Below are 25491 nucleotides of genomic sequence, written 5' to 3'. Positions count from 1 at the left end.
TCCAGTCAGGGTTCTGCGACGATCTTAAACCAGCACACCGGAAAGCCCAAGGCCTACCGTACGGTCCGCTGAATGGCCCTCGCTGGCGGCGTGAAAACGCAATGATTACCATGTCCGCGCAGCCCGCCCCGTGCCAGCCTGCCCGCTCCCCCCCAGGACCTCGTGATGCGCCACCCGCTCCGACCGGCTCCCGCCGGCCCCGCCCGTGCCCCGCGTTCGCTGGCCCGCTGCCATGGCGGCCGCCCGCAATGATCACCGTCGGCCTTTCCACGCTGGGCTTCTGCAGCCTGGGCATGCTGGCAGCGATGTTCTCGGCACTGGCCTTCTATGCCGCCTCGCCGCACTGCCGCTGGCCCCGCCTGCGCCGCGCCGGCCGCCTCGGCCGCCAGATCGGCCTGGTCGCCGCGGCTGCCGCATTGTGGCTGTGGATGGCCGAACTCGGCTTTGCCGCTGGCCTGGTGGCGATGCTGTGCACCTGGATGCTGGCCGCGATGCTGCTGCCGGCACTGGCCGCCTGGCATCGCCCGGGCACGGAGTCGCCCTGATGTGGCCGCGCGCCTTCGCCGGCATCGTGGCCGGCTTCTTGCTGGCCGCCGCCGCGACCGGGCTGGTGACGTGGTTGCCGCCGGGCCCCTGGCAGAACGCGCTGGTGCCCAGCCTGATCACGTTCATCCCGCTGTGGATGCTGGCTGCCCTGTGGGCGTTCAGCTTCCGCAGCGCGCTGCGCGCCTGGGTGACACTGGCCGGCAGCGCTGCGGCCGGCTTCGCCGTGCTGACGCTGCTGCGCCTGACCGGCGCGGTGCAATGAGACTCCCCCCATGAAGTTCAGCTCGCAGACCCTGCGTACGTTCACCACCCTGCACACCTGGGTCGGCCTGGTTGCCGGCTTCGGCCTGTTCGTGGCCTTCTACGCGGGTGCGCTGACCCTGTTCCACCACGACCTGCCGCTGTGGCAGACGCCCGGTGCAGCCACCGCGTTGCCGGCGGGCCTGGACGATGCGCAGTACCTGCTGGAAGACGTGCTGGCGGTACACCCGGAGGCCCGCCGCCACGTCGGCATGACGTTCCCCGGCGCCGAACATCCGCAACCCCTGGCCTACTGGCAGGCCGACGACGGCAGCTGGCGCTATGCCTGGCCGGGCGAGATCGCCGGCAGCCCGACGCCGCCACAGACCGGGCTGGCCGAACTGGTCAACGAACTGCATTACAGCCTCGGACTGCCGGTGGCCGGCATCTACGTGATGGGCATCGTCAGCCTGCTGTATGGCATGGCGCTGCTGAGCGGCCTGGTGATCCACCTGCCGAAGCTGTTCGGCGACCTGTTCGCGCTGCGTCCGGGCCGCAACCTGAAACAACTGTGGCAGGACGCGCACAACGTGATCGGCGTGCTCAGCCTGCCCTTCCACCTGATGTTCGCGGTCACGGGCGCCCTGCTCTGCCTGGTGTTCGTGCAGATGGCCCTGCTCAATCCACTGATCTACGACGGCAAGGCCCTGCAGGCGGTACCGACTGCAATGGACACCGCGCCGGTGCGCGACGCCAGTGGCATCCCGGCACCGCCGGGCAGCCTGCGCCTGCTGCATGCGCGCGCGCTTGAAGTAGCCCGCGCACAGGGCGTGGCCAACTTCGAGCCGGCCTACCTGAAACTGGCCAACGCCGGCGATGCCAACGCCACGATCGAGATCACGGGCGAATCCACCGGCACACTCGGGCCGCTCGGTTCGGTGGCCCTGGACGTGGCCACTGGCAACGTCCTGGCCTCCCAGCTGCCGGGCCAGCGCGATGCCAACCACGCCACGCTCAGCGCCGCCTATGCCCTGCACTTCGGTGAGTTCGGCAATGGCGTGGTGGTCTGGCTGTACTTTCTGCTCGGCCTCGGCGGTGCGTTCCTGTTCTACTCCGGCAACCTGTTGTGGATCGAGTCGCGGCGCAAGCGTCGCCAGCCGCAACAGCCGCGTGCCGGGGTGAACATGGCACGGGCCACGGTTGGCGTGTGCATCGGCCTGTGCGTGGCGATCTCGGTCGCTTTCATCACCGCGCTGGTGCTGGAGCGGTTGGCACCGTCGGCGGTCGACCATGGCATCCGCTGGGCCTGCTTCGGCAGCTGGGCAGCCTGTGCGCTGTGGGCTGCACTGCGCCGCCCCGCGCAGGCGGCGCGCGAGCTGCTGTGGGCCGCAGCGCTCAGCACTGCACTGGTGCCGGTCCTGCACGGCGCACTCAATGGTGACTGGCTGTGGCGCGCCGCCGCGCGTGGCCATTGGCCGCTGTTCTGGGTCGATGCCATCGCGCTGGCCATGGCCTTCGGCTTCGCTCGCCTGGCCGTCGCCAGCCAGCGCCGCGCCCGCAACGGCGACCCCAACAGCGTCTGGGCCAACTAAGCCTTCACCGGGCATGGCCCGGCGCTACCGCTGCAGGTGTTCTTCGCCCGGGTAACGACTCACTTCGATCAGGTTGCCATCCGGGTCGCGGAAGTACACCGATTCGATCGGTCCCAGCGCACCGGTACGTGTGGCCGGCCCCTCCTCCACCGCGATGGCCTGCGCCTGCAGGTGCGCCAGCACATCGACCATTGCCGTATGCGTGACCAGGCACAGATCGGCACTGCCCGGCGTGGGTCGCAGCGCATGCGGCTGCAGTGGCGCGCTGGCCGGATGCAGGTTGATCTTCTGCTGGCCGAACTGCAGCGCGGTACGGCCAGCGCCGAAGCGCACGACCTGCATGCCGAGCACGCGCTGGTAGAAGTCACAGCTGCGTTCGATGTCGGCGACGGTGAGGACCAGGTGGTCCAGGCGTTCGAGATGGATCATGCCCAAAGCGTAGCGCCGCCGGCGTCGTCGCAATGTGCGGTGTCGGGCCGATGGCGTTGCCGCCTGGCGCCGGGCATGGCCCGGCGCCACCAGTGACTCAATCGCCGATGCGCGCCTTCTGCCACGGGCCGAGCATCGCGTTGAGCAGGCTGGCCTGCTCGTCGTCGCCGGTCAGCTCCCACATGAACACCCCGGCCAGGCCCTGCTCGCGGGCGAACCGGGCACGCAGGCCGATCGAGCGCGGGTCTTCATAGCTGATGAAGATCTTCTGCACGGCGTTGTACAGCCACGGGCTCTGCGCCTGCGGCTGCCAGTGCTTCACCCAACCCGGCTGGTCGAGATAGCGCGCCTTGATCACCCGCCAGTCGCCGGCGTCGGCCGGTGCGCTGTAGGGCTGATACAGGCCATCCGGCGCATCGCCGGTGACCTTGAAGCCGCGCCCATAGAACGGCACGCCCAGCACCAGCTTGTCGGCCGGCACACCGTGCTCGCGGTAGTACTGCACCGCGCCGGCCACGTTGTTCCAGCGCCGCAGCTCCGGCGCCAGCGGATCGGCCGGCACTTCATGCAGGGGCGCATTGAAGGTCGACACCGATGAGAAGCCGGTGCCCATGTCATAGCTCATCAGGTTGATGAAATCGAACACCTTGGCCAGCGCCGGCAGGTCGTAGCTCGCCGCCGGATCATAGGGGCCATCGGTCTGCAGGCGACCGGCGGCCAGCGCGGCGGTCAGCAGCATTGGCTGCCCCACCTTGCGCCCGTGCGCATCGAGTGCCACGCGGAACGCCTGCGCGAGCCTGGTCAGGTTGGCGCGATCCTGCGGGCGATGCGCCAGCTCCTTCGGCCCGCCACTGACCGGGAACTCCCAGTCGATATCCACGCCATCGAAGCTGCCGGCATGGTGATCGAAGAACAGTGCCATGCATGAGTCCACCAGGCGCTTGCGGCTGGCCTCGGTCAACGCTGCATCGGAGAACCCACCCGCACCCCAGCCACCGATCGAAATCAGCGTGCGCAGGTGCGGATGCGCCTTCTTGAGCTCGGCCAGCGCGGCGAAGTTCTTCGGCGCTTCCGCGCCGACCGCGCAGCGGCCGTCCTCGATGGTGGAGAACGCATAGAACAGATGGGTCAGGCGCTCGGCGGGAATGCTCGACACCGGATAGCGCTCGGCCGAGCCGCCGGGGTAGTAGGCACCGAAGATCGGCGGCGGCGGCGGCGCGGCGCGCGCAGCGATGGGCACGGCACCGGCAATCAGCACGGCAAGGACGGCCACGGTCTGGCGGAACATGGGATCTCCCGGTTCGAAGGCGCCGCCACGTTAGCAAACCGATGTGGCTGTGGGACGGTTGTCGCGGCATGTCGTCCCGTGGACAGGCGTGATCCGCGCAACCGTGACAGAACGATGGCCACGTGGCGGCGCTCACGCACTGCAGCAGGACATGCAGCGACCTGGATGAGCGGCACTGCATGACATCAAGGCAAAGAAAAAGCGGGCCGAAGCCCGCTTTTTCATTTGCGGAAGCGTGAGGACCGACGGGCCTCACCCACCGCACAATCAGCAGTACCGATTACTCGGCGCTGACGGCGTCGCCTTCTTCCACGGCCTTCATCGACAGGCGGATACGGCCCTGCTTGTCGACTTCCAGCACCTTGACCTTGACCACATCGCCTTCCTTCAGCACGTCGCCGACCTTCTCGACGCGATCGCTGGAGATCTGCGACACGTGGACCAGACCGTCCTTGCCCGGCAGGATCGTGACGAACGCACCGAAGTCCATGATCTTGGCGACCTTGCCTTCGTAGATGCGGCCCGGCTCGACGTCCGAGGTGATCTGCTCGATGCGGGCCTTGGCGGCCTGGGCAGCGATGGCATTGACCGAAGCGATGACGATGGTGCCGTCATCCTGGATGTCGATCTGGGTGCCGGTTTCCTTGGTGATGGCCTGGATGGTCGAGCCACCCTTGCCGATCACTTCGCGGATCTTGTCCGGGTGGATCTTGATGGTCAGCAGGCGCGGCGCGTAGTCCGACAGCTCTTCACGCGGAGCGGTCAGGCCGTGGGCCATTTCGCCCAGGATGTGCAGACGACCAGCCTTGGCCTGCTGCAGAGCCTGCTTCATGATCTCTTCGGTGATGCCTTCGATCTTGATGTCCATCTGCAGGGCGGAAATGCCCTCAGCGGTACCGGCTACCTTGAAGTCCATGTCGCCCAGGTGATCTTCGTCACCCAGGATGTCGGACAGGACGACGAAGCGCTCGCCTTCCTTGACCAGGCCCATGGCGATACCGGCCACCGGCGCCTTCACCGGCACGCCGGCGTCCATCAGGGCCAGCGACGAGCCGCAGACCGATGCCATCGACGAGGAACCGTTCGACTCGGTGATTTCCGAGACGACGCGGATGGTGTACGGGAAGGATTCCAGCGACGGCATGACAGCCAGCACGCCGCGCTTGGCCAGGCGACCGTGGCCGATTTCGCGGCGCTTCGGGCCCATCATGCGGCCGCACTCACCCACCGAGAACGGAGGGAAGTTGTAGTGGAACAGGAAGTTTTCCTTGTACTCACCGGCAACGGCGTCAATGACCTGGCCGTCACGGGCGGTGCCCAGGGTGATGGTCACGATTGCCTGGGTTTCGCCACGGGTGAACAGCGAGGAACCGTGGGTACGCGGCAGCACGCCGGTCTTCACGGTGATCGGGCGGACGGTGTCCAGCGCACGGCCGTCGATACGGACCTTGGTGTCCAGCACCGAGTCACGCATGGTGCGGTATTCCAGTTCGCCGAATTCCTTCGACAGCTCGGCCGGGTTCCAGCCTTCAGCGGCCACGCGACCAGCCAGGGCTTCGAACACGTCCTTCTTGATCGCCGAGATGGCGTCGCGGCGCTGCAGCTTGTCACGCACCTGGAAGGCTTCGCCCAGGCGCGGGCCGATGGCTTCCTTCAGGGCGGAGATCAGCGCTTCGTTCTTGGCCGGGGCTTCCCAGGTCGACGGCTTGGTGCCGGCTTCGACGGTCAGCTCGTTGATCGCGTTGATGACCTTCTGCATTTCGCGGTGACCGAAGGTCACGGCGCCCAGCATCACTTCTTCGGACAGCAGCGCGGCTTCGGATTCAACCATCAGCACGGCGTTGGAGGTACCGGCGACGACCAGCTCCAGCTGCGAGTCAGCCAGTTCGCTGACGGTCGGGTTCAGGATGTACTCGCCGTTCTTGTAACCGACCTTGGCCGCGCCGATCGGACCCATGAACGGGGTGCCAGCCAGGGCCAGGGCAGCCGAAGCACCGATCAGGGCCGGGATGTCACCGTCCACGTCCGGGTTCAGCGACATCACCGTGGCGATGATCTGCACTTCGTTCTTGTAGTCTTCCGGGAACAGCGGGCGGATCGGACGGTCGATCAGACGCGAGATCAGGGTTTCCTTCTCGGTCGCACGGCCTTCGCGCTTGAAGAAACCACCCGGGATACGGCCGCCGGCGTAGAACTTTTCCTGATAATCGACGGTCAGCGGGAAGAAGTCCTGGCCTTCGCGCGCGCTCTTGGCGGCGACGGCGGTGACCAGCAGTACGGTGTCGTCCATCTTGACGATGACGGCGCCGCTGGCCTGACGGGCGACTTCGCCGGTCTCAAGCGTGACGGTGTGCTTGCCGTACTGGAAGGTTTTGGTGATTTTTGCCACGGAGGGTGTCCTTGGGGATGCTGTCTGCGAATTTGGACCGTCGGCGACCCTTGCCGCCAGCGGGTGGCCGGATCGTTCCGGCCTGAATCGGGGATTGCGGTACTACAAAACAAAACCGCGGCGCATCGCTGCGCCGCGGGGGATTCGTTGCTTAGCGACGCAGGCCAAGCTTCTCGATCAGGGCCTTGTAGCGCTCGACGTCCTTCTTCTTCAGGTAGTCGAGCAGGCTGCGACGGCGGTTGACCATCTGCAGCAGGCCGCGGCGGCTGTGGTGGTCCTTCTTGTGGGTCTTGAAGTGGCCGGTCAGCAGTTCGATGCGGGCGGTCAGCAGTGCAACCTGGACTTCCGGGGAGCCGGTGTCAGCCGCGCTGCGCTTGTTGTCTTCAATGACCTTCTGGGTGTCGATCGACATTTCTTTTTTCTCTGTGATGCGTGGCCGGCAGGAACGCGCTTCGCGCACCGCCAGGCTCGCCGTGGACTACGAGGATGAAACCTGCGCGAGGCAGGTTGCCGGAAAACGGCCGCGAAATTGTAACGGCCGGGGGCGTCCGGGACAAGGACCGGGGCTGAACCGGCAGGCCCCGGTCAGAGGTTGAAACGGCGCTGCGGGGCCAGCAGGCCACTCTCGTCGACCTGGCCCAGGCCCTGGACAGCATCGTCCGGACCGAACACGGCCACCAGGCCGCGCGGCCAGGACAGGTCGCGCTGGCGCTGGCCCACGCAGAACCGGTGGGCCTGGTCGGCGTCCAGGTCGACCCTCGGGTATTCAGCCAGGCCGGCCGCCAGCGGCAGCAGCAACGCGTCCATGCCAGCCTCGTCACCGGCCTCGACCATCGCCCGCAGCTGGTCCAGGGTGACCATGGCAGGCTCGCGGAACGGCTCGACCCAGAGCCGGCGCAGCGCGCTGATGTGGGCGCCACAGCCCAGGCGTTCGCCGAGGTCGCGGGCCAGACTGCGGATATAGGTGCCGGAACCACAGGTCACGCGCAGCCGCAGCCGTTCCGGCTGCTGCTCCAGCACCTCGATGGCGTGTACCTGCACCTCGCGTTCGGGCGCTTCGATGACGTCACCGCGGCGGGCCTTCACATACAGCGGTTCACCGCCCTGCTTCAGCGCCGAATAGATCGGGGCACGCTGGCGGATGGTGCCGGTCAGCGGCGCCAGCGCAGCCTGCAGGGCCTGGGCACTGATCGCCGGCACCGGGCGCTGCAGCAGTACCTGGCCTTCGGCATCGTCGGTATCGGTGGTCTGGCCGAGCACGATCTCGGCGTCGTAGGCCTTGGCCGAACCCAGCAGCAGGCCGGCGATCTTGGTCGCCTCGCCGAAACACAGCGGCAGCAGGCCGGTGGCCAGCGGGTCGAGGCTGCCGGTATGGCCGCCCTTCTCGGCGCGGAACAGGCGGCGCGCCACCTGCAGGGCGGCGTTGGAGCTCATGCCGGTCGACTTGTCGAGCAGCAGGATGCCATCCAGGCGACGGAACTGAATTCGGGTCATGACAGGAAAGTGTTGAGACGGGCCATGCTCGGCTGCCGCAGCGCGGCCTGCATCAGACATCGCGCAGCCGGAATGCAGCAACGCCGGGCATGCCCGGCGTCGCGCGGTTATTCTTCGTCGCTCTCGCGACGCTTCTCGGCGGCCAGCGTATCGGGCAGGTCGCGCAGGATGTTGTCGATGTGCTCACCACGGTCGACCGAGTCGTCGTAGTGGAAATGCAGCTCCGGCACGTGGCGCAGCTTCATCGCGCGGGCCAGGTCCATGCGCAGGCGGTAGCCCAGTTCCTTCAGGCCGGCCACGGCTTCAGCCGAACGTTCCGGCATCAGCGCGGTGACGAACACCTTGGCATGGGCCATGTCGCGGGTGATTTCCACGTCGGACACGCTCACCGAGGGCAACCCGTGCTCGCGCACGGCGTTGTGCACCAGGGTGCCGAGTTCACGGCGCAGCTGGGCGGAGACACGGTCGGTTCGATGGAAAGTCTTGGGCACGAGGAGCTCTTGGTTCAGTTGTCGCCCGACCAACGGTCGGGCACTACCTTTGATTCGATTGTCGCCCGACCAACGGTCGGGCGCTACAGGTACATGGTGGGGCCCGACCGTTGGTCGGGCCACCTTGCAGCATTACAGGGTGCGCGGCACTTCGATACGTTCGAAGCACTCGATCTGGTCACCCGGCTTGACGTCGTTGTAGGCCTTCACCGCGATACCGCATTCGGTACCGTTGCGGACTTCCTCGACGTTCTCCTTGAAGCGACGCAGCGATTCCAGCTCGCCCTCGAAGATCACCACGCTGTCGCGCAGGACGCGGATCGGCTTGTTGCGCTTGACCACACCCTCGATGACCATGCAGCCGGCGACGGCACCCAGCTTCGAGCTGCGGAAGACGTCGCGGACCTCGGCGATACCGATGATCTCTTCGCGGATCTCCACGCCCAGCAGACCGGAGGCCACCTGCTTCACCTGGTCGATCACGTCATAGATGATCGAGAAGTAACGCAGGTCGACACCATTGGATTCGATGATGCGACGGGCCGAAGCGTCCGCACGCACGTTGAAGCCGATGACGGTGGCCTTCGAAGCGGCGGCCGAGTTGGCGTCCGACTCGGTGATGCCACCCACGCCGGAGTGGATCACGTTGATGCGGATGTCTTCGTTGGACAGCGCGACCAGTGCCTGGCTCAGCGCCTGCACCGAACCCTGCACGTCGGCCTTGATGACCAGGTTGAGGACCTGCTGGCCCTCGCCCTTGCCCAGGGTCGCCATGATGTCTTCCATGCGGCTGCCAGCGGTGGCCACCAGGCGCGATTCACGGCGCTTGGTCTCGCGCTGCTGGGCAACGTCCTTGGCCAGGCGCTCGTCCTCGACGACCACGAAGTCGTCACCAGCTTCCGGCACGCCGGACAGGCCCAGGACCTGCACCGGGATGGACGGGCCGGCGAACTCCGGCTGCTTGCCGGTTTCGTCGAACAGCGCACGCACGCGGCCGTACTGGATGCCGCACACCAGGTAGTCGCCCTTCTTCAGGCGGCCCTGCTGCACCAGCACCGTCGCGACCGGGCCGCGGCCCTTGTCCAGCGACGATTCGATCACCACGCCCGAGGCGCGGCCTTCATCGACCGCCTTCAGTTCCAGCAGTTCGGCCTGGATCGAGATGGCGTCCAGCAGGTCGTCGATGCCCAGGCCGGTCTTGGCCGAGATCTCCACCATCTGGGTGTCACCACCGAAGTCTTCGGCCACGACCTGCTCGGACAGCAGTTCGTTCTTGACCCGCATCGGATCCGCGTCGGACTTGTCGATCTTGTTGATCGCCACGATCAGCGGCACACCCGCCGAACGGGCGTGCTGGATCGCTTCCTTGGTCTGCGGCATGACGCCGTCATCGGCGGCCACGACCAGCACCACGATGTCGGTCAGCTTGGCGCCGCGCGCACGCATCGAGGTGAAGGCGGCGTGGCCCGGGGTGTCCAGGAAGCTGATCACGCCCTTCGGCGTATCGACGTGGTAAGCGCCGATGTGCTGGGTGATGCCACCCGCTTCGCCAGTGGCGACCTTGGTGCGGCGGATGTAATCCAGCAGCGAGGTCTTGCCGTGGTCGACGTGGCCCATGATGGTGACCACCGGCGGACGCTGGGTGGCTTCGCCCTGGTTTTCACCGGTCGAGGCCAGCAGTGCGTCTTCGGCGTCGTTGTCGTTGGCGCGGATCGCCTTGTGGCCGAGTTCTTCGGTCACCAGCGCGGCGGTGTCGTGGTCGATGGACTGGGTGATGGTCGCCATCACGCCCATCTTGAACAGCGCCTTGACCACCTCGCCGCCCTTCAGCGCCAGCTTCTGCGCCAGGTCGGCCACGGTGATGGTGTCGCCGATCGCCACTTCACGCACCACCGGTGCAGTCGGACGCTCGAAGGCGTGCGGGCCGGCATTGTTGCCACCGCGCGACATGTCGCGACGGCCACCGGCCTGGTTGCGCCCGCCCGGACGACCCCGGGTGTTGCTGTTGTTGCTGTTGCCACGACGCGCACGGTCGGCGGCCGACAGGTGCATCTGGCCAGCGAAACGGTCACCCGGGCCACGCTCGTTGCGCGGCGCGCTGCGGTTGTTGCGGTCGTCGTTGCGCGGCGGCGGCGGTGCACCACGCGGCGCAGCCGGGGCTGCGGCCGGGGTGCGCGGCGGGCGCGGCGCGGTTTCGTCGATCGGAGCACGCTTGGGCTTGCTGGCAGCCAGCGTCTCGGCCGCCTTGGCGGCAGCCGCAGCTTCCTCGGCAGCCTTCTTCTCGGCCTCGGCGCGTTCCTTGGCGGCGGCCTCTTCCTCACGGGCACGGACGATGGCTTCGTCGCGCAGACGATCCTTCTCGGCCAGGGCCTGCTGTTCGGCAAGGTTGCGGGCACGCGACTCTTCCAGCTTGCGCAGGATGTCGGCGCGCTCTTCGTCCGGGGTCATGGCGCGAGCACCATCCTTGACGTAGGTACGCTTCTGGCGCACCTCGACATTCACGGTCGTCTTGCTGCGACCGGAATTGACCGTCACTTCCTGCTGCTTCCGGCGGTTGAGCGTGATCTTCTTCGCAGACTGATCGGTCTCTTCCGGGGCCTGCTCGGGCTTGCCGTGCGAACGACGAAGGAAGCCCAGGAGCTTCACCTTCTCGGAGCTGGTCACGACCTGGTCGGGACCGCTGAACTTCATGCCGGCACCGGCCAGCTGTTCCAGCAGTTTTTCGACCGGCGTGTTGACCAGTTCGGCAAGCTTGCGGATGGTGGTTTGCTGCGACATTCGGATCCTATGATCTTGTGGGCGCCCCCCCGCATGTGGAGGTGGCGCGGATTCTACGCCCTGAGCGGCTCAGGGCCCTGTTCATTGCCGGCTCATTCGCCGCGTTCCAGTCGGGCGATCTCCTCGGCACGGGCGGCCAGGATCAGCGCAGCGGCGCGCGCCTGATCCAGTCCTTCGATGCCGAAGTCCATGACCTCGTCGGCGGCCAGGTCGGACAGATCCTCGCTGGTACGCACGCCGTGGCCGGCCAGCGCGTATGCGGTGGCTTCGTCCATGCCCTTCAGGGACAGCAGGTCCTGCGCCGGCTGGCCGTCTTCAAGGCCTTCCTCGACTGCCAGGGCCTCATTGAGCAGCGCATCGCGGGCACGAGCGCGCAGCTCTTCGACGATGTCCTCGTCGAAACCTTCCACGGCCAGCAGTTCGCCGACCGGGACATATGCGATTTCCTCGACGGTGCCGAAGCCTTCGCTGACCAGGATGCCGGCGATTTCCTCGTCCACTTCCAGCTTGTCCATGAACAGCTGGCGGGCCGCAGCCTGCTCGGCTTCCGACTTGGCGGTGACCTGGTCCTGGGTCATCACGTTGAGCTGCCAGCCGGTCAGGCGGCTGGCCAGGCGCACGTTCTGGCCGCCCTTGCCGATCGCCTGGGCCAGGCGGTCTTCGGCAACGGCCAGGTCCATCGAGTGCTTGTCTTCATCGACGATGATCGACTGCACTTCGGCCGGCGCCATCGCGTTGATGACGAAGTTGGCCGGGTTGTCGTTCCACAGCACGATGTCCACGCGCTCGCCATTGAGCTCGTTGGACACGGCCTGCACGCGCGAACCGCGCATGCCGATGCAGGCGCCGATCGGATCGGTGCGCTGGTCGTGGGCCAGCACGGCGATCTTGGCGCGGTCGCCCGGGTCACGTGCACAGGCCTTGATTTCCACCAGGCCCTGGCCGACTTCCGGCACTTCCAGCTTGAACAGCTCGATCATGAATTCCGGGGCGGCACGGCTGATGAACAGCTGCGGGCCACGCGGCTCCGAGCGCACTTCGGCCAGGTAGCCGCGCACGCGGTCACCGGCGCGCAGCACGTCGCGCGGGATGCCCTTGTCCTTCGGGATGAAGCCTTCGGCGTTGCCACCGAGGTCGACATAGATGTTGCCGCGCTCGGCGCGCTTGACCACGCCGGTGATCAGCTCACCCACGCGATCCTTCCACGCATCCACGACCTGCTGGCGCTCGGCTTCGCGCACGCGCTGGACGATGACCTGCTTGGCGGCCTGGGCAGCGATGCGGCCGAAATCCGGGTTCTCGATCTGCTCTTCGATGTAGTCGCCGACCTCGACGCCTTCGGCTTCATCGACGGCGTCCATCAGGCGGATCTGGCGGTCCGGCGATTCCATGACCACGTCATCGGCCACCACTTCCCAGCGGCGGAAGGTTTCGTAGCTGCCGTCCTTGTGGTCGATGACCACGCGGGTCAGCACTTCCTCGTCGGGATAGCGCTTCTTCGCTGCCGAGGCCAGGGCGGCCTCGATGGCATCGAAGATCACTTCACGCGGCACGCCCTTCTCGTTGGCGACTGCGTCGACTACCAGCAACAGTTCCTTGCTCATTGGCTCACTCCGCGCGCGGCTTCTTTGCCGCCGGCTCGTTGGAAGAAGAATTCGTGTTCGGCTTCGGACGCTTCGGTGCCGGACCGGTCGGCTTGCTCGGGGCCAGCCCCAGCGCCACCCAGTCGGGCATGATCCGTGCCTTGTCGATGTTGTCGGCCGACACGACCACTTCGGCCTTGTCGACGATGAAAGTGATGGTCCCCGCCGCCTCGTCGGTCGCCTCGATACGACCCTGCAGGCGACGACGGTTGTCCTGCGGCAGCTTCAGCGTGACCTTGGCCGATTCGCCGAGGTGACGGCCGAACTGCTCCAGGCTGAACAGCGGACGGTCGACGCCCGGCGAGGACACTTCCAGCGTGTAATTGCCGCTGATCGGGTCCTCGACGTCCAGCTGCGCCGACACTTCGCGGCTGACCCGCTCGCAGTCGTCGACATTGATGATGCGCTCGGGCTGTTCAGCCAGCGGCACGTCGATATAAAGGCGCAGGGTCGCACCGCCGGGGGCCGGCAGATACTCAACGCCCAGCAGCTCCAGGCCCAGCGACACAACGGTCGGGGCGAGCAGATTCGCGATGTCGGTTGCCTTGTCGCTCACAGCCTGCCTTGATCTCTATGGTTGGGTGCCGGCCTTGGCCGGCGTGGAAACGTGACGCCCCGGAAACGACAAAGGGCCCGTTGGGCCCCTTTTCCGGAAAGACTCCGGTGACTGGATTCCGGTTGCAACCCGCATTGCCTGCCGGTTGCGGCCCTCCTTCCGGGTCCGGACTCCCGCTGGGAGGCCGCCTTCAGGGGTACTGCTAGGCCGCTGATGATAGCGACTGCACCGCGCTGGTGCAAGGTGCGGACCCGGGTCAGATCCCTTTTCCCGTGGATAAGGGATCTGACCCCGATCACACAGAAACAACGCAGACCCCAAAGAAAAACGCCCTCGAAGCAGGACTTCGAAGGCGATCTCTTTACTTGGTAGCGGGGGCAGGATTTGAACCTGCGACCTTCGGGTTATGAGCCCGACGAGCTGCCAGACTGCTCCACCCCGCACCAGAAGCGGAATCATGAGGCATTGCTGCGAAAAATGCAAGCTTTCCCTCATTCATCGAACCGGTTGGCGCCGATCCGACGTTGGTAGCGGGGGCAGGATTTGAACCTGCGACCTTCGGGTTATGAGCCCGACGAGCTGCCAGACTGCTCCACCCCGCACCGGAAGTGTTTGAACTGCTGCCCTGCTCTTTCGAGGAGGACTACCGCAACGATGTTCTGGCTGAACCGCTGCAGTGACAACTCAGGCTGCGCATATTACACGAATCGCGCAGCTTTGTGTCAACTTTTATGCAAGATGCGCAAATGCCTGCTGGCACCAGACCATGATCGGGTTCCAGGCCAGGCCCAGCGCGAGCAGCGCCAGGGCATTCACGCCCAGCACCACGCCCAGCACGCGGTCGTTGCTGCGCGGCATGGCCTCGCCCACCGGCTCATCGAAGTACATGACCTTGATGACGCGCAGGTAGTAGAAGCAGCCGACCACGGCGCACAGCACGCCGAGGATGGCCAGCCACAGCAGGCCGCCGTTGACGGCCGCGCCCAGCACCGCCAGCTTGGTCCAGAAGCCCAGGAACGGCGGGATGCCGGCCAGCGACGCCATGATGCACAGCACCAGGCCGGCCATCCACGGGTTGCGGGCGTTCAGGCCCTTGAAGTCCTCGATGTTCTCGGCTTCAAAGCCGGCACGCGACAGGGCGATGATCGCGCCGAAGGCGGCGGTGGACATGATCGCGTAGGCCAGCGCGTAGAACAGCGCGGCAGCGTAGCCCTGCGAACCGCCGCCGGCGATGCCCATCAGCAGGAAGCCGATGTGCGAGACGGTGGAGAACGCCAGCATGCGCTTGAGGTTGCTCTGCGCGATGGCCATCAGGTTGCCGATGACCAGCGATACCGCGGCCAGGCCGGCGATCAGCAGCTGCAGTTCGGTCGACAGCGGACCCACGCCCATTTCCAGCAGGCGGTAGGCCATGCCGAACGCGGCCAGCTTCGGCGCCGAGCTGATGAACAGTGCGATCGGTGCCGGGGCACCCTGGTACACGTCCGGCAGCCACATGTGGAACGGCGCGGCACCCAGCTTGAAGGCGACGCCGGCGATCATGAACACCGCACCGGTGATCAGCAGCACGCGCTCTTCCGAGTGCGGGATGGCCTCGCGGATCACATCCAGGTGCAGGCTGCCGGTGGCGCCGTAGATCAGCGACATGCCGTAGAGCAGCAGGCCCGAGGCCAGCGAACCCAGCACGATGTACTTCATCGCCGCCTCCGAGGCCAGGCCGCTTTCGCGGTTGCTGGCGACCAGGGCATAGGAGCACAGCGCCAGCAGTTCCAGGCCCAGGTAGACCATCAGCAGGCTGCCGGCCGAGACCAGGATCATCATGCCGGCGGTGCCGAACAGGATCAGCACCGGGATCTCGCCCTGGAACAGGTCGCGATCACGCAGGTAGCGCCAGCCGTAGACCAGGGTCAGGCCGCTGAGCAGCACGATTCCGGTCTTCATCACGTCCGCGGCGGTATCGCGCACGAACATGCCATGGAAGACCTCCCCCTGCCCGCCCACGCCGGTGGCCAGCATGAACAGCACCACGGCCAGCGCAGCGAGCGAGAACAGGTGGGTGACGATCTTGTTCCGGTTGCTGACGAACAGGTCGAGGATCATCAGGGCGAAGGCGCTGCCGATCAGCACCAGCTCGGGAGCGAGCGGTGGCAGGTCAGCGGCGGTCAATGGCAGCAGCGGCGAGGTGGTCATCATCAAATCCTGGAATTACAGCAGCTTGCTGGATGCGATCTGCATCGCCAGCTTCGCGATCGAGGGCTCCATCAGGTCGGTCAGCGGCTTGGGGTAGATGCCCAGGGCCAGCACGCCGATGGCGAACACGCCCAGCACCAGCCATTCGCGGCCGTTGATGTCCTTCAGTTCGGCAACATGGCTGTTGGCCACTTCACCGAAGAAGATGCGCTTGTACAGCCACAGGGTGTAGGCGGCGCCGATGATCAGGGTGGTGGCCGCGCCCAGGGCGATCCACGGATTACGCTGGAAGGCCGAGAGGATGACCATGAACTCGCCAACGAAACCGCTGGTACCCGGCAGGCCCGCGTTGGCCATGAAGAACAGCATCGCGAAGGTGGCGAACCACGGCATCACGTTGACCACGCCGCCGTAATCGGCGATGCGGCGGCTGTGCATGCGGTCGTACAGCACGCCGACGCAGGAGAACATCGCGCCGGACACGAAGCCGTGCGAGATCATCTGCACCATGGCGCCCTGCAGGCCCAGGCGGGCGGCATCGGCGTTGCCGGCTTCGCGCACCAGCCACAGGGCGATGAAGGTGCCCAGGGTGACAAAGCCCATGTGCGCGATCGACGAATAGGCAATCAGCTTCTTCATGTCGTCCTGCACCAGGGCGACCAGGCCGACGTAGATCACGGCGATCAGCGACAGTGCGATCACCAGCCAGGCCCACTCCTGCGACGCGTCCGGGACGATCGGCAGGTTGAAGCGCAGGAAGCCGTAGCCACCGATCTTCAGGGCGATCGCGGCCAGGATCACCGAACCGGCGGTCGGCGCTTCCACGTGGGCGTCCGGCAGCCAGGTGTGGACCGGGAACATCGGCACCTTGACCGCGAAGGCGATCAGGAAGGCGAAGAAGATCCAGGTCTGCTCCTTGGCCGACAGCGGCAGCGCGTACAGGTCGGCCAGCTGGAAGCTGCCGCCCTTCATGTACAGGTAGATCAGCGCCACCAGCATCAGCACCGAGCCGAGGAAGGTGTACAGGAAGAACTTCAGCGCGGCGTAGATGCGGCGCGGACCGCCCCAGACACCGATGATCAGGAACATCGGGATCAGCATCGCTTCGAAGAACACGTAGAACAGCATCGCGTCCGTCGCGGCGAAGATGCCGACGGTGACACCTTCCAGGATCAGGAAGGCCGCCACGTACTGGTTCACGCGCTTGTCGATGGCGCTCCAGGCGCCGATCAGGGCAAGCACGCTGACCAGGGTGGTCAGCAGGATCAGCGCCACGGCAATGCCGTCCACGCCCAGGTTGTAGCCGATCTTGTACGCCGGGATCCAGGCATGGGTCTCGACGAACTGCAGACCATCGACGCCTGCGTTGTAGCCGCTCAGCAGCGAGAGGCTCGCCACGAAGGTCAGCACCGCTACGCCCAGCGACGCCCAGCGGGCGGTCTGCGCATCACGGATCGCAAGGATCAGGGCACCACCGATGATCGGCAGCCAGATGAGGACACTGAGTAGAGGCCAGTTCGACACGTCTTCTTATTCCGTACAGGTCATCAACGCAGGTAATGCATCAGCACGCCCAGCAGGGCAATCAGGCCGATGATCATCGCGAAGGCGTAGTGATAGAGGAAACCGGATTGGGTACGACGCAGCACGCCGGCTGCGACGTCCACAACACGTGCCGAGAGATTGACCACGCCGTCGACGATGTTGCTGTCGATCCAGCGCGAGACCTTGCCCAGCTTGACGCTGCCACCGGCAAAGCCATCGATCCACAGCTTGTCGAAGCCGTACTTGTTTTCAAGCACCGACACCAGCGGAGCAAAGGTCTTGCGGGCCTTGCCCGACAGGTCCGGCTTCCACAGGTAGAACAGTGCGGCCAGCAGGAAGCCCGCAACGGTCAGCATGAACGCCGGAGCCATCATGCCATGCAGCGCGAAGGCGACCGGGCCATGGAACTCCTCACCCAGGAAGCCGATGGTGTTCTTGGCCGGATCGTAGAAGTCGACGATGCCGGTGAAGAACGTGTGCGCCTGGCCCTTGATGGCATCGTGCGCGTGGTTGCCGGCCCAGTCGGTGCCGTACAGCATCGGGCCGATGCTGAAGAAACCGATGGCGATCGACGGGATGGCCAGCAGGATCAGCGGCAGGGTCACCACCCACGGGGTTTCGTGCGGCTCGTGCGGACCGTGGCCATGGCCGTGGTCGTCGTGGCCATCACCATGGTGTGCATCGCCGTGGTGGGCGTCGGCGGCGTGGTGATCGTCATGGCCATGGCCGTGATCGTCATGCGCGTCGCGGAAACGCTCCTTGCCGTGGAAGGTCAGGAACAGCAGGCGGAAGCTGTAGAAGCTGGTGACGATCACGCCACCCAGCACCGCCCAGTAGCCATAGGTGGCCACCCAGCTGTTGGACAGGTGCGCGTGCAGCTCGGCCGCCTCGATGATGGTGTCCTTCGAGTAGAAGCCGGAGAAGAACGGCGTGCCGACCAGCGCCAGGGTACCGATCCACATGGTGATGAAGGTGATCGGCATGTACTTGCGCAGGCCGCCCATCTTGCGCATGTCCTGCTCGTGGTGCATCGCGATGATGACCGAGCCGGCGCCCAGGAACAGCAGGGCCTTGAAGAAGGCGTGGGTCATCAGGTGGAACACGGCAGCCGAATAGGCCGACACGCCCAGTGCAACCGTCATGTAGCCCAGCTGCGACAGGGTCGAGTACGCGACCACGCGCTTGATGTCGTTCTGCACGATGCCGATCAGGCCAGTGAAGAACGCGGTGGTGGCGCCGATGAACAGCACGAAGTTCAGCGCGGTCTGCGACAGCTCGAACAGCGGCGACATGCGGGTGACCATGAAGATACCAGCGGTCACCATCGTCGCGGCGTGGATCAGTGCCGAGATCGGGGTCGGGCCTTCCATCGAGTCCGGCAGCCACACGTGCAGCGGGACCTGGGCCGACTTGCCCATGGCACCGATGAACAGGCAGATGCAGATGACGGTGGCGATCGACCAGATCACCGGCTCGTTCAGCAGCTGCATGCCCAGCAGCGTGCCGTCCCAGATCTGCAGCTGGGCGCGCGGGTCGGCCAGCATGCCGGCCTGCGAGAACACCTGCGAGTAGTCCAGGGTGCCGAACACCCACAGCACGCCGGCGATGCCCAGCAGGAAGCCGAAGTCACCGACGCGGTTAACCAGGAACGCCTTCATGTTGGCGAAGATCGCGGTCGGGCGCTTGAACCAGAAGCCGATCAGCAGGTACGACACCAGGCCCACCGCTTCCCAGCCGAAGAACAGCTGCAGGAAGTTGTTGCTCATCACCAGGGTGAGCATCGAGAAGGTGAACAGCGAGATGTAGCTGAAGAACCGCTGGTAGCCCGAATCGTCCTGCATGTAGCCGATCGTGTAGATGTGGACCAGCAGCGACACGAAGGTCACCACCACCATCATCATCGCGGTCAGCTTGTCGACCATGAAGCCGACGTGGGCCGAGTACTGGCCGACTTCGAAGAACGTGTAGATGTTCTGGTTGAACGGCTGCGCCCCGCCCCACAGCAGCTGGTAGAGCGTATACATCGACAGGCCGCAGGCCACCGCGACGCCGAGGATGGTGATGGTCTGCGCGCCGAAGCGCTTGACCTGGCGACCGAACAGGCCGGCGATGATGCTGCCGAACAGCGGTGCGAGCACCACTGCGATCAACAGACTCTTGGAGAGAGTGATTTCCATCTGTGGATCAGCCCTTCAACGAATCGACTTCGCCGACATTGATCGTGCGGCGTGTACGGAACAGGGTCACCAGGATCGCCAGGCCGATGGCGGCTTCCGCGGCGGCGACGGTCAGGATGAAGAACACGAACAGCTGGCCGGACGGATCGCCCAGCTGACGCGAGAAGCCGACGAAATTGATGTTCACCGACAGCAGCATCAGCTCGATCGACATCAGCAGGACGATGACGTTCTTCCGGTTGAGGAAGATACCGGCCAGGCTGATGGCGAACAGCACCGCGCCCAGCGCGAGGATATGGCCAAGGGTGATCACGGCTGGGTCTCCTCGCCGGCGACCGGCTTGCTGTTGCTGTGCACGACCGGTGCTTCGGCACCCATCTTGACCATGCGCAGGCGCTGGCCGGCCTTGACCATGGTCTGCTGGCCCGGGTTCTGGCTCTTCACGCCGGTACGGCGACGCAGGGTCAGCATCACGGCGGCTACCACGGCCACGGTCAGGATGACGGCGGCGAACTCGAACGGCAGCAGGTACTCGGTGAACAGCGTGCGTGCCAGCCAGGTGATGTTGGAGCTGTCGGCGGCGACCGCAGCGGCGTTGTCGGCCGGGAACGGCGTGACCGAACGCGCCTTGACCCCGATCAGGATCAGCATCTGCGCCAGCATCGCGACCGCGACAATCAGGCCGACCGGCAGGTAGCGCACCCAGCCCTCACGCAGCTTGGTGGGGTCGATGTCCAGCATCATCACCACGAACAGGAACAGCACCATCACCGCACCGACGTAGACCAGCACCAGCGCCACACCGAGGAACTCGGCGCCCACCAGCAGCCACACGCAGGCGATGGAGAAGAAGGTCAGCACCAGGCAGAGCACGGCGTGAACCGGGTTGCGCACGCTGATCACCGCACCGGCCGAAACCGTTGCCGCGATGGCGAACACCCAGAAAGCGATATTTACCCAATCCATCTCTCGACCTCAGCGGTAAGCGGCATCGGCGGCGCGACGCTCGGCGATCTCGTTTTCGAGACGGTCGCCCAGGGCCAGCAGCTGCGGCTTGGTAACGATGTTTTCGCCACGATTCTCGAAGTGGTACTCGAGGATGTGGGTTTCGACGATCGAGTCCACCGGGCAGCTTTCCTCACAGAAGCCACAGAAGATGCACTTGAACAGGTCGATGTCATAACGCGTGGTGCGGCGGGTGCCGTCCTCGCGCTTGGCCGAGTCGATGGTGATGGCCAGCGCCGGGCACACCGCTTCGCACAGCTTGCAGGCGATGCAGCGCTCTTCGCCGTTAGGATAACGGCGCAGCGCATGCAGGCCACGGAAGCGCGGCGACTGCGGGAACTTCTCCATCGGGTACATCATCGTGTACTTCGGCTTGAAGCTGTACTTCAGCGTCAGCCAGAGGCCCGCCAGCAGTTCGAGCAGCAGCAGGCTCTTGAAGTAATGGGTAATCCTGTTCATCACTTTAGACGCCCTTTTGAATCACGCCGAAGAACACCATGACGGCGGTAACCGCGATCCACAGAATGGCCAGCGGGATGAAGACCTTCCAGCCCAGGCGCATGATCTGGTCGTAGCGGAAGCGCGGGAAGCTGGCACGGAACCAGATGTAGGCACTGGCGAAGAAGAACACCTTGACGAACAGCCACGGCGCGCCCCCCTTCCAGATCCAGTCGACCAGCGGCGAGACATCGCCGAAGTTGACCCAGCCCTGGACCGGGCTCAGCCAGCCGCCGAGGAAGAAGATCGAGATCAGGAAGCTGATCAGGATCATGTTCGCGTATTCGGCCAGGAAGAACAGGGCGAAGGCACCGCCGGAGTATTCGACCATGTGGCCGGCGACGATTTCCGATTCGCCTTCCACCACGTCGAACGGCGCGCGGTTGGTTTCAGCCACGCCCGAGACCCAGTAGATGACGAACAGCGGGAACAGCGGCAGCAGGAACCAGTCGAAGAAGCCGGAACTGCCGGCCTGAGCCATCACGATGTTGCTCAGGTTCAGGCTGCCCGAGGCGATCATCACGCCGACCAGGGCGAAGCCCATGGCGATTTCGTAGCTGATCATCTGCGCCGAGGCGCGCATCGCACCCAGGAACGCATACTTCGAGTTGGACGCCCAACCGGCCAGGATGATGCCGTAGATGCCCAGCGAGGTCATCGCCAGCAGGTACAGCAGGCCGGCATTGGCATTGGACAGCACGATCTGCGAATCGAAGGGCACCACCGACCAGGCCGCGAAGGCCTGGCGCCAGGGTGATCAGCGGGGCCAGCAGATAGATCGCCTTGTTGGCGCTGCTCGGCTGGACCACTTCCTTGAACAGCAGCTTGAAGACGTCGGCGAAGGCCTGGAAGATGCCCATGCCCACGTACATCGGGCCGTGGCGGACGTGCATCCAGCCGATCAGCTTGCGTTCCCAGACCACGTAGAAGGCCACCGAGATGATCACCGGAACGGCGATCACCAGGATCTTCAGGATGATCCAGATCAGCGCGCCGATGTCACCGAGGCCCAGCAGCCACTGGTGCAGCGGGTCGACCGCGTTCAACAGCAATTCGTTCATGCAGCCACCACCGATACGCGAGCGGCACCCAGCGGCGCGGTCGCGCCGTGGCCCGATTCAATCCAGACCGAACCCGCAGCGACGCGGGCGTCGACCACCACCGGCAGGGTGGCCTTGCCGGCATCGGTGCCGACCTTGGCCATCTGCCCTTCCTGCAGCTGCAGGCGAGCGGCATCTTCAGCGTTCAGCACGATGCGCGGGGCGTTGTTGAGCGGATGCGACTGCAGCGCCGGGGCGCGACGGACCACCGCATCGGTGCGGTAGATCGCGGCGGTCGAAGCCACTTCCAGGCCTTCGCCGGCAACCACCGGCTGCGCCGAAGCGGCAACGGTGACCGATACCGGGGCCAGGCTGGCGCGCAGGCCGGCCAGGTCGGTGAAGTCGAAACCGGCCACGGCCAGCTCGCCGCCCAGGGCGCGCAGCACGCGCCAGCCTTCACGGGCCTCGCCCGGCAGCTTGCCGCCGGCACGGGCCGACTGCTCGCGACCATCAAGGTTGGTCAGGGTGGCGTCGATTTCCGGCAGCGCACCGATCGGCAGGATCACGTCGGCGACGTCGCGGGTCGAGGCACAGGCGAACTGGCTGAAAGCCACCACCTGGGCACCGGCCAGCGCCTTGCGCGCGGCAGGTGCATCGGCGAAGTCCAGGCCCGGCTCAAGGCCGTACACCACATAGGCCTGGCGCGGCTGCGCCAGCATCGCGGCGACGTCCCTGCCGGCCGGCAGCACACCGGCGCGGGTCAGGCCAACGGCGTTGGCGCCCTGCGGGATGCGGCACAGCTTGGCACCGGTGGCGGCGGCGAACTCACGCGCAGCAGCGCGGATCGCGGCAGCCCGCGGGTGGTTTTCGGCGATGCCACCGACGATCAGCACGGTGTTGTTGCCGCCCTGCACTGCCGAACGCAGCTCGGCGTTGGCCAGCGCGTCGACGAACTTGGACGGTGCGACGATCTGCTTGCCGGCGATGCTGAAGGCGAAGTCGAAGTCCACCGGGTTGACGACATGGATCTTCGCGCCCTTGGTGGTCTGCGCCTTGCGCAGGCGGGCGTGCAGCAGCGGCAGTTCGTGGCGGATGTTGCTGCCCAGAACGACGATGCGGTCAGCGCCTTCGATTTCGGCCAGCGGCAGGCCGAACACTTCGGCGGTTGCGGCGTCGGAGAAATCGCGGTTGTTGATGCGGTGGTCGATGTTGCCCGTGCCCAGGCCCTTGGCCAGGCGGGCCAGCAACGCGCCTTCCTCGTTGGAGGTGGACGGGTGCACCAGCACGCCCAGGTTGTCGCCCTGGTTCGCCTTGAGGATCTCGGCGGCCGCGGCCAGGCCTTCGGCCCAGCTCACTTCCTTCCACTCGCCATTGACCTTGCGCAGCGGCTTGACCGCACGGTCTTCGCTGTACAGGCCCTGGTGCGAGTAGCGGTCACGGTCGGACAGCCAGCACTCGTTCACGGCTTCGTTGTCGCGCGGCACGGTGCGCAGCACTTCACCGCGACGCACGTGCAGGAACAGGTTCGAACCCATCGCGTCGTGGTAGCCCAGCGATTCGCGCGCGGTCAGTTCCCACGGACGGGCGCGGAACTGGAACACCTTGTTGGTCAGCGCGCCGACCGGGCAGACGTCGACGACGTTGCCGGACAGCTCGGTGGTCAGCGGCTTGCCGTCGAAGGTGCCGATCTGCAGGTTCTCACCGCGGTACATGCCACCCAGTTCGTAGGTACCGGCAACGTCGGCGGTGAAGCGGACGCAGCGGGTGCACTGGATGCAGCGGGTCATCTCGGTAGCGACCAGCGGGCCCATGTCCTCGTCCGGCACCACGCGCTTGCGCTCGTTGAAGCGGCTGACCGAACGGCCATAGCCCAACGATACGTCCTGCAGCTCGCACTCGCCGCCCTGATCGCAGATCGGGCAGTCCAGCGGGTGGTTGATGAGCAGGAACTCCATCACCGAGCGCTGGAACTTCAGTGCCTTTTCGCTGCGGGTGGCGACCTTCATGCCGTCCATCACCGGGGTGGCGCAGGCCGGCGCCGGCTTCGGCGACTTCTCCACGTCCACCAGGCACATGCGGCAGTTGGCGGCGATCGGCAGCTTCTCGTGGTAGCAGAAGCGCGGAATCGGAATACCGGCCTTGTCGGCCGCCTGGATGATCATCGAACCCTTGGGCACGACCAGCGACTTGCCATCGATCTCGATGGTCACGTGATCCGGTGGCACGTTCGGGTTTACGGGTTGCGCGCTCATGCGGCGGCTGCCTCCACCTTCTTGCCGTCAACCATCGAATGACCGTTGACGATGTAGTACTCGAATTCGTCCCAGAACTGGCGCAGGAAGCCCTGGATGGGCCATGCAGCCGCTTCACCGAACGCACAGATGGTGTGGCCTTCGATCTGCCCGGCCACCGCCTTCAGCTGGTGCAGGTCTTCCATCGTGGCCTTGCCGGCGACGATGCGCTCCAGCACGCGGTGCATCCAGCCAGTACCTTCACGGCACGGGGTGCACTGGCCGCAGGATTCCTTGTGGAAGAACTGGCTGATGCGGCAGGCGAACTTGACGCAGCAGACGCTGTCGTCGAGCACCACGATCGCGCCCGAACCCAGGCCGGAGCCCAGTGCACGGATGGTGTCGTAGTCCATCGGCAGGTCCTCCAGCTCGGCCGCGGTCAGCACCGGCATCGACACGCCGCCCGGGATCGCGCCCTTCAGCGTGCGGCCCGGACGCAGGCCACCGGCCATTTCCAGCAGGTCGTGGAATTTGGTGCCGAGCGGCACTTCGAAGTTGCCGCCGTTCTGCACGCAGCCGGACACCGAGAAGCACTTCGGACCGCCGTTGGCGGTCAGGCTCAGGCCCTTGAACCACTCCGGACCGTTGCGGATGATCGCCGGCACCGAACCGTAGGTTTCGGTGTTGTTGATCGTCGACGGCTTGCCATACAGGCCGAAATTGGCCGGGAACGGCGGCTTGTAGCGCGGCTGGCCCTTCTTGCCCTCCAGCGATTCCATCAGCGCGGTTTCTTCGCCGCAGATGTAGGCGCCGGCGCCCAGCGCACCGTAGATGTCGATGTCTACGCCGCTGCCGAGGATGTTCTTGCCCAGCCAGCCGTTCGCATAGGCGTCGGCCAGGGCCTGCTCGAAGTGCTCGAACGGCTCGTGGTGGAACTCACCGCGCAGGTAGTTGTAACCCACGGTCGAACCGGTGGCGTAGCAGGCGATCGCCATGCCTTCCACCACCGAATGCGGGTTGTAACGCAGGATGTCGCGGTCCTTGCAGGTGCCCGGCTCGGATTCGTCCGAGTTGCAGAGGATGTACTTCTGCATGTTGCCCTTGGGCATGAAGGACCACTTCAGGCCGGTCGGGAAGCCTGCGCCACCGCGGCCGCGCAGGCCCGAGGCCTTGACCATCTCGATGACCTGCTCCGGCGGGATCTTCTCTTCGAGGATCTTGCGCAGGGCGGCGTAGCCACCGGTCTTCAGGTAGCTTTCGTACGACCACGGGGTGTCGTAATGCAGGGTGGTGTAGACCACCTGGTGCGGCAGCGGCGCGGGGCCGACCGGACCCTTGGATTCGTGGTGATGTGCCATG

General features: G+C 65.7%; 20 protein-coding genes, 2 tRNA genes and 1 pseudogene. 3 read left to right on the top strand and 20 right to left on the bottom strand.

The window, feature by feature from the left end:
• The first annotated feature begins 248 nt into the window (after window positions 1–248).
• From AC5P6H_RS05615 to AC5P6H_RS05605, 3 genes are read left to right on the top strand one after another with little or no spacing between them, the layout of a single operon-like run.
• Window positions 249–545, top strand: coding sequence for a hypothetical protein (locus AC5P6H_RS05615; protein WP_005410439.1), 297 nt, complete (start codon window positions 249–251; stop codon window positions 543–545).
• A complete protein-coding gene (locus tag AC5P6H_RS05610) occupies window positions 545–808 on the top strand; it encodes a hypothetical protein (RefSeq protein WP_032957460.1) in 264 nt (87 codons plus the stop codon). The genes AC5P6H_RS05615 and AC5P6H_RS05610 overlap by 1 nt, the downstream gene beginning before the upstream one ends.
• Before the next feature lie 10 nt (window positions 809–818).
• On the top strand, window positions 819–2378 hold the full coding sequence (locus AC5P6H_RS05605; protein ID WP_495202376.1) for a PepSY-associated TM helix domain-containing protein: 1560 nt from the start codon (window positions 819–821) through the stop codon (window positions 2376–2378).
• 24 nt (window positions 2379–2402) lie between these two features.
• Here the strand turns inward: AC5P6H_RS05605 and AC5P6H_RS05600 are convergent, their stop codons facing one another.
• The 20 genes and pseudogenes from AC5P6H_RS05600 to nuoF all read right to left on the bottom strand — a co-directional run bounded on the left by AC5P6H_RS05600 (window position 2403) and on the right by nuoF (window position 25490).
• Window positions 2403–2807 carry a VOC family protein gene (locus AC5P6H_RS05600; protein WP_241887692.1) on the bottom strand — a complete coding sequence of 135 codons (405 nt, stop codon included), beginning with the start codon at window positions 2805–2807 and terminating at the stop codon, window positions 2403–2405.
• 97 nt (window positions 2808–2904) lie between these two features.
• On the bottom strand, window positions 2905–4095 hold the full coding sequence (locus AC5P6H_RS05595) for a glycoside hydrolase family 18 protein (protein WP_241887691.1): 1191 nt from the start codon (window positions 4093–4095) through the stop codon (window positions 2905–2907).
• A gap of 280 nt (window positions 4096–4375) precedes the next feature.
• Window positions 4376–6484, bottom strand: a complete 2109-nt coding sequence (gene pnp, locus AC5P6H_RS05590) for a polyribonucleotide nucleotidyltransferase (protein WP_046431803.1) — start codon at window positions 6482–6484, stop codon at window positions 4376–4378.
• Between the two features lie 151 nt (window positions 6485–6635).
• On the bottom strand, window positions 6636–6896 hold the full coding sequence (gene rpsO / locus AC5P6H_RS05585) for a 30S ribosomal protein S15 (protein ID WP_005417886.1): 261 nt from the start codon (window positions 6894–6896) through the stop codon (window positions 6636–6638).
• Window positions 6897–7069: 173 nt separating this feature from the next.
• On the bottom strand, window positions 7070–7978 hold the full coding sequence (truB, locus tag AC5P6H_RS05580) for a tRNA pseudouridine(55) synthase TruB (RefSeq protein ID WP_014647857.1): 909 nt from the start codon (window positions 7976–7978) through the stop codon (window positions 7070–7072).
• A 107-nt stretch (window positions 7979–8085) separates the two neighbouring features.
• Complete coding sequence (gene rbfA / locus AC5P6H_RS05575; RefSeq protein ID WP_005410447.1) at window positions 8086–8469, bottom strand: 30S ribosome-binding factor RbfA; 384 nt, start codon at window positions 8467–8469, stop codon at window positions 8086–8088.
• A 132-nt stretch (window positions 8470–8601) separates the two neighbouring features.
• Entirely contained in the window at window positions 8602–11247 is a 2646-nt protein-coding gene (gene infB / locus AC5P6H_RS05570) for a translation initiation factor IF-2 (RefSeq protein WP_014647858.1), read from the bottom strand.
• 92 nt (window positions 11248–11339) lie between these two features.
• Window positions 11340–12851: a transcription termination factor NusA gene (nusA, locus tag AC5P6H_RS05565; RefSeq protein ID WP_014647859.1), complete on the bottom strand. Its 1512-nt coding sequence runs from the start codon at window positions 12849–12851 to the stop codon at window positions 11340–11342.
• Between the two features lie 4 nt (window positions 12852–12855).
• Window positions 12856–13446 (bottom strand): ribosome maturation factor RimP, encoded by a 591-nt coding sequence (rimP, locus tag AC5P6H_RS05560; protein WP_014647860.1) that lies wholly within the window; start codon window positions 13444–13446, stop codon window positions 12856–12858.
• Window positions 13447–13812: 366 nt separating this feature from the next.
• Window positions 13813–13889: transfer RNA gene (locus AC5P6H_RS05555), tRNA-Met, on the bottom strand.
• 82 nt (window positions 13890–13971) lie between these two features.
• Window positions 13972–14048 (bottom strand) — tRNA-Met (locus AC5P6H_RS05550).
• 127 nt (window positions 14049–14175) lie between these two features.
• A complete protein-coding gene (nuoN, locus tag AC5P6H_RS05545; protein WP_032957446.1) occupies window positions 14176–15636 on the bottom strand; it encodes an NADH-quinone oxidoreductase subunit NuoN in 1461 nt (486 codons plus the stop codon).
• A gap of 15 nt (window positions 15637–15651) precedes the next feature.
• Window positions 15652–17160 (bottom strand): NADH-quinone oxidoreductase subunit M, encoded by a 1509-nt coding sequence (locus AC5P6H_RS05540; RefSeq protein WP_019660580.1) that lies wholly within the window; start codon window positions 17158–17160, stop codon window positions 15652–15654.
• A gap of 23 nt (window positions 17161–17183) precedes the next feature.
• The gene (nuoL, locus tag AC5P6H_RS05535) at window positions 17184–19358 is read right to left on the bottom strand and encodes an NADH-quinone oxidoreductase subunit L (protein WP_495202375.1); all 2175 of its coding nucleotides are present in this window, start codon (window positions 19356–19358) and stop codon (window positions 17184–17186) included.
• Between the two features lie 7 nt (window positions 19359–19365).
• The gene (nuoK, locus tag AC5P6H_RS05530) at window positions 19366–19671 is read right to left on the bottom strand and encodes an NADH-quinone oxidoreductase subunit NuoK (RefSeq protein WP_005417921.1); all 306 of its coding nucleotides are present in this window, start codon (window positions 19669–19671) and stop codon (window positions 19366–19368) included.
• Window positions 19668–20324 (bottom strand): NADH-quinone oxidoreductase subunit J, encoded by a 657-nt coding sequence (locus tag AC5P6H_RS05525; RefSeq protein WP_014647864.1) that lies wholly within the window; start codon window positions 20322–20324, stop codon window positions 19668–19670. Before AC5P6H_RS05525 ends, nuoK begins: the two co-directional genes overlap by 4 nt.
• Window positions 20325–20333: 9 nt before the next feature.
• A complete protein-coding gene (nuoI, locus tag AC5P6H_RS05520; protein WP_005410456.1) occupies window positions 20334–20822 on the bottom strand; it encodes an NADH-quinone oxidoreductase subunit NuoI in 489 nt (162 codons plus the stop codon).
• Between the two features lie 4 nt (window positions 20823–20826).
• Window positions 20827–21922 (bottom strand): annotated as a pseudogene (gene nuoH / locus AC5P6H_RS05515) (NADH-quinone oxidoreductase subunit NuoH).
• Window positions 21919–24153, bottom strand: a complete 2235-nt coding sequence (gene nuoG, locus AC5P6H_RS05510) for an NADH-quinone oxidoreductase subunit NuoG (protein WP_241887690.1) — start codon at window positions 24151–24153, stop codon at window positions 21919–21921. Before nuoG ends, nuoH begins: the two are co-directional and overlap by 4 nt.
• Complete coding sequence (nuoF, locus tag AC5P6H_RS05505; RefSeq protein ID WP_014647866.1) at window positions 24150–25490, bottom strand: NADH-quinone oxidoreductase subunit NuoF; 1341 nt, start codon at window positions 25488–25490, stop codon at window positions 24150–24152. The genes nuoG and nuoF overlap by 4 nt, the downstream gene beginning before the upstream one ends.
• Window position 25491 lies beyond the last annotated feature (1 nt).

It is taken from the genome of Stenotrophomonas sp. YJH_SMC_110, assembly GCF_059369255.1.
The sequence above is the reverse complement of the archived record's forward strand: the minus strand, read 5'-3'. Positions and strand labels throughout refer to the sequence as shown.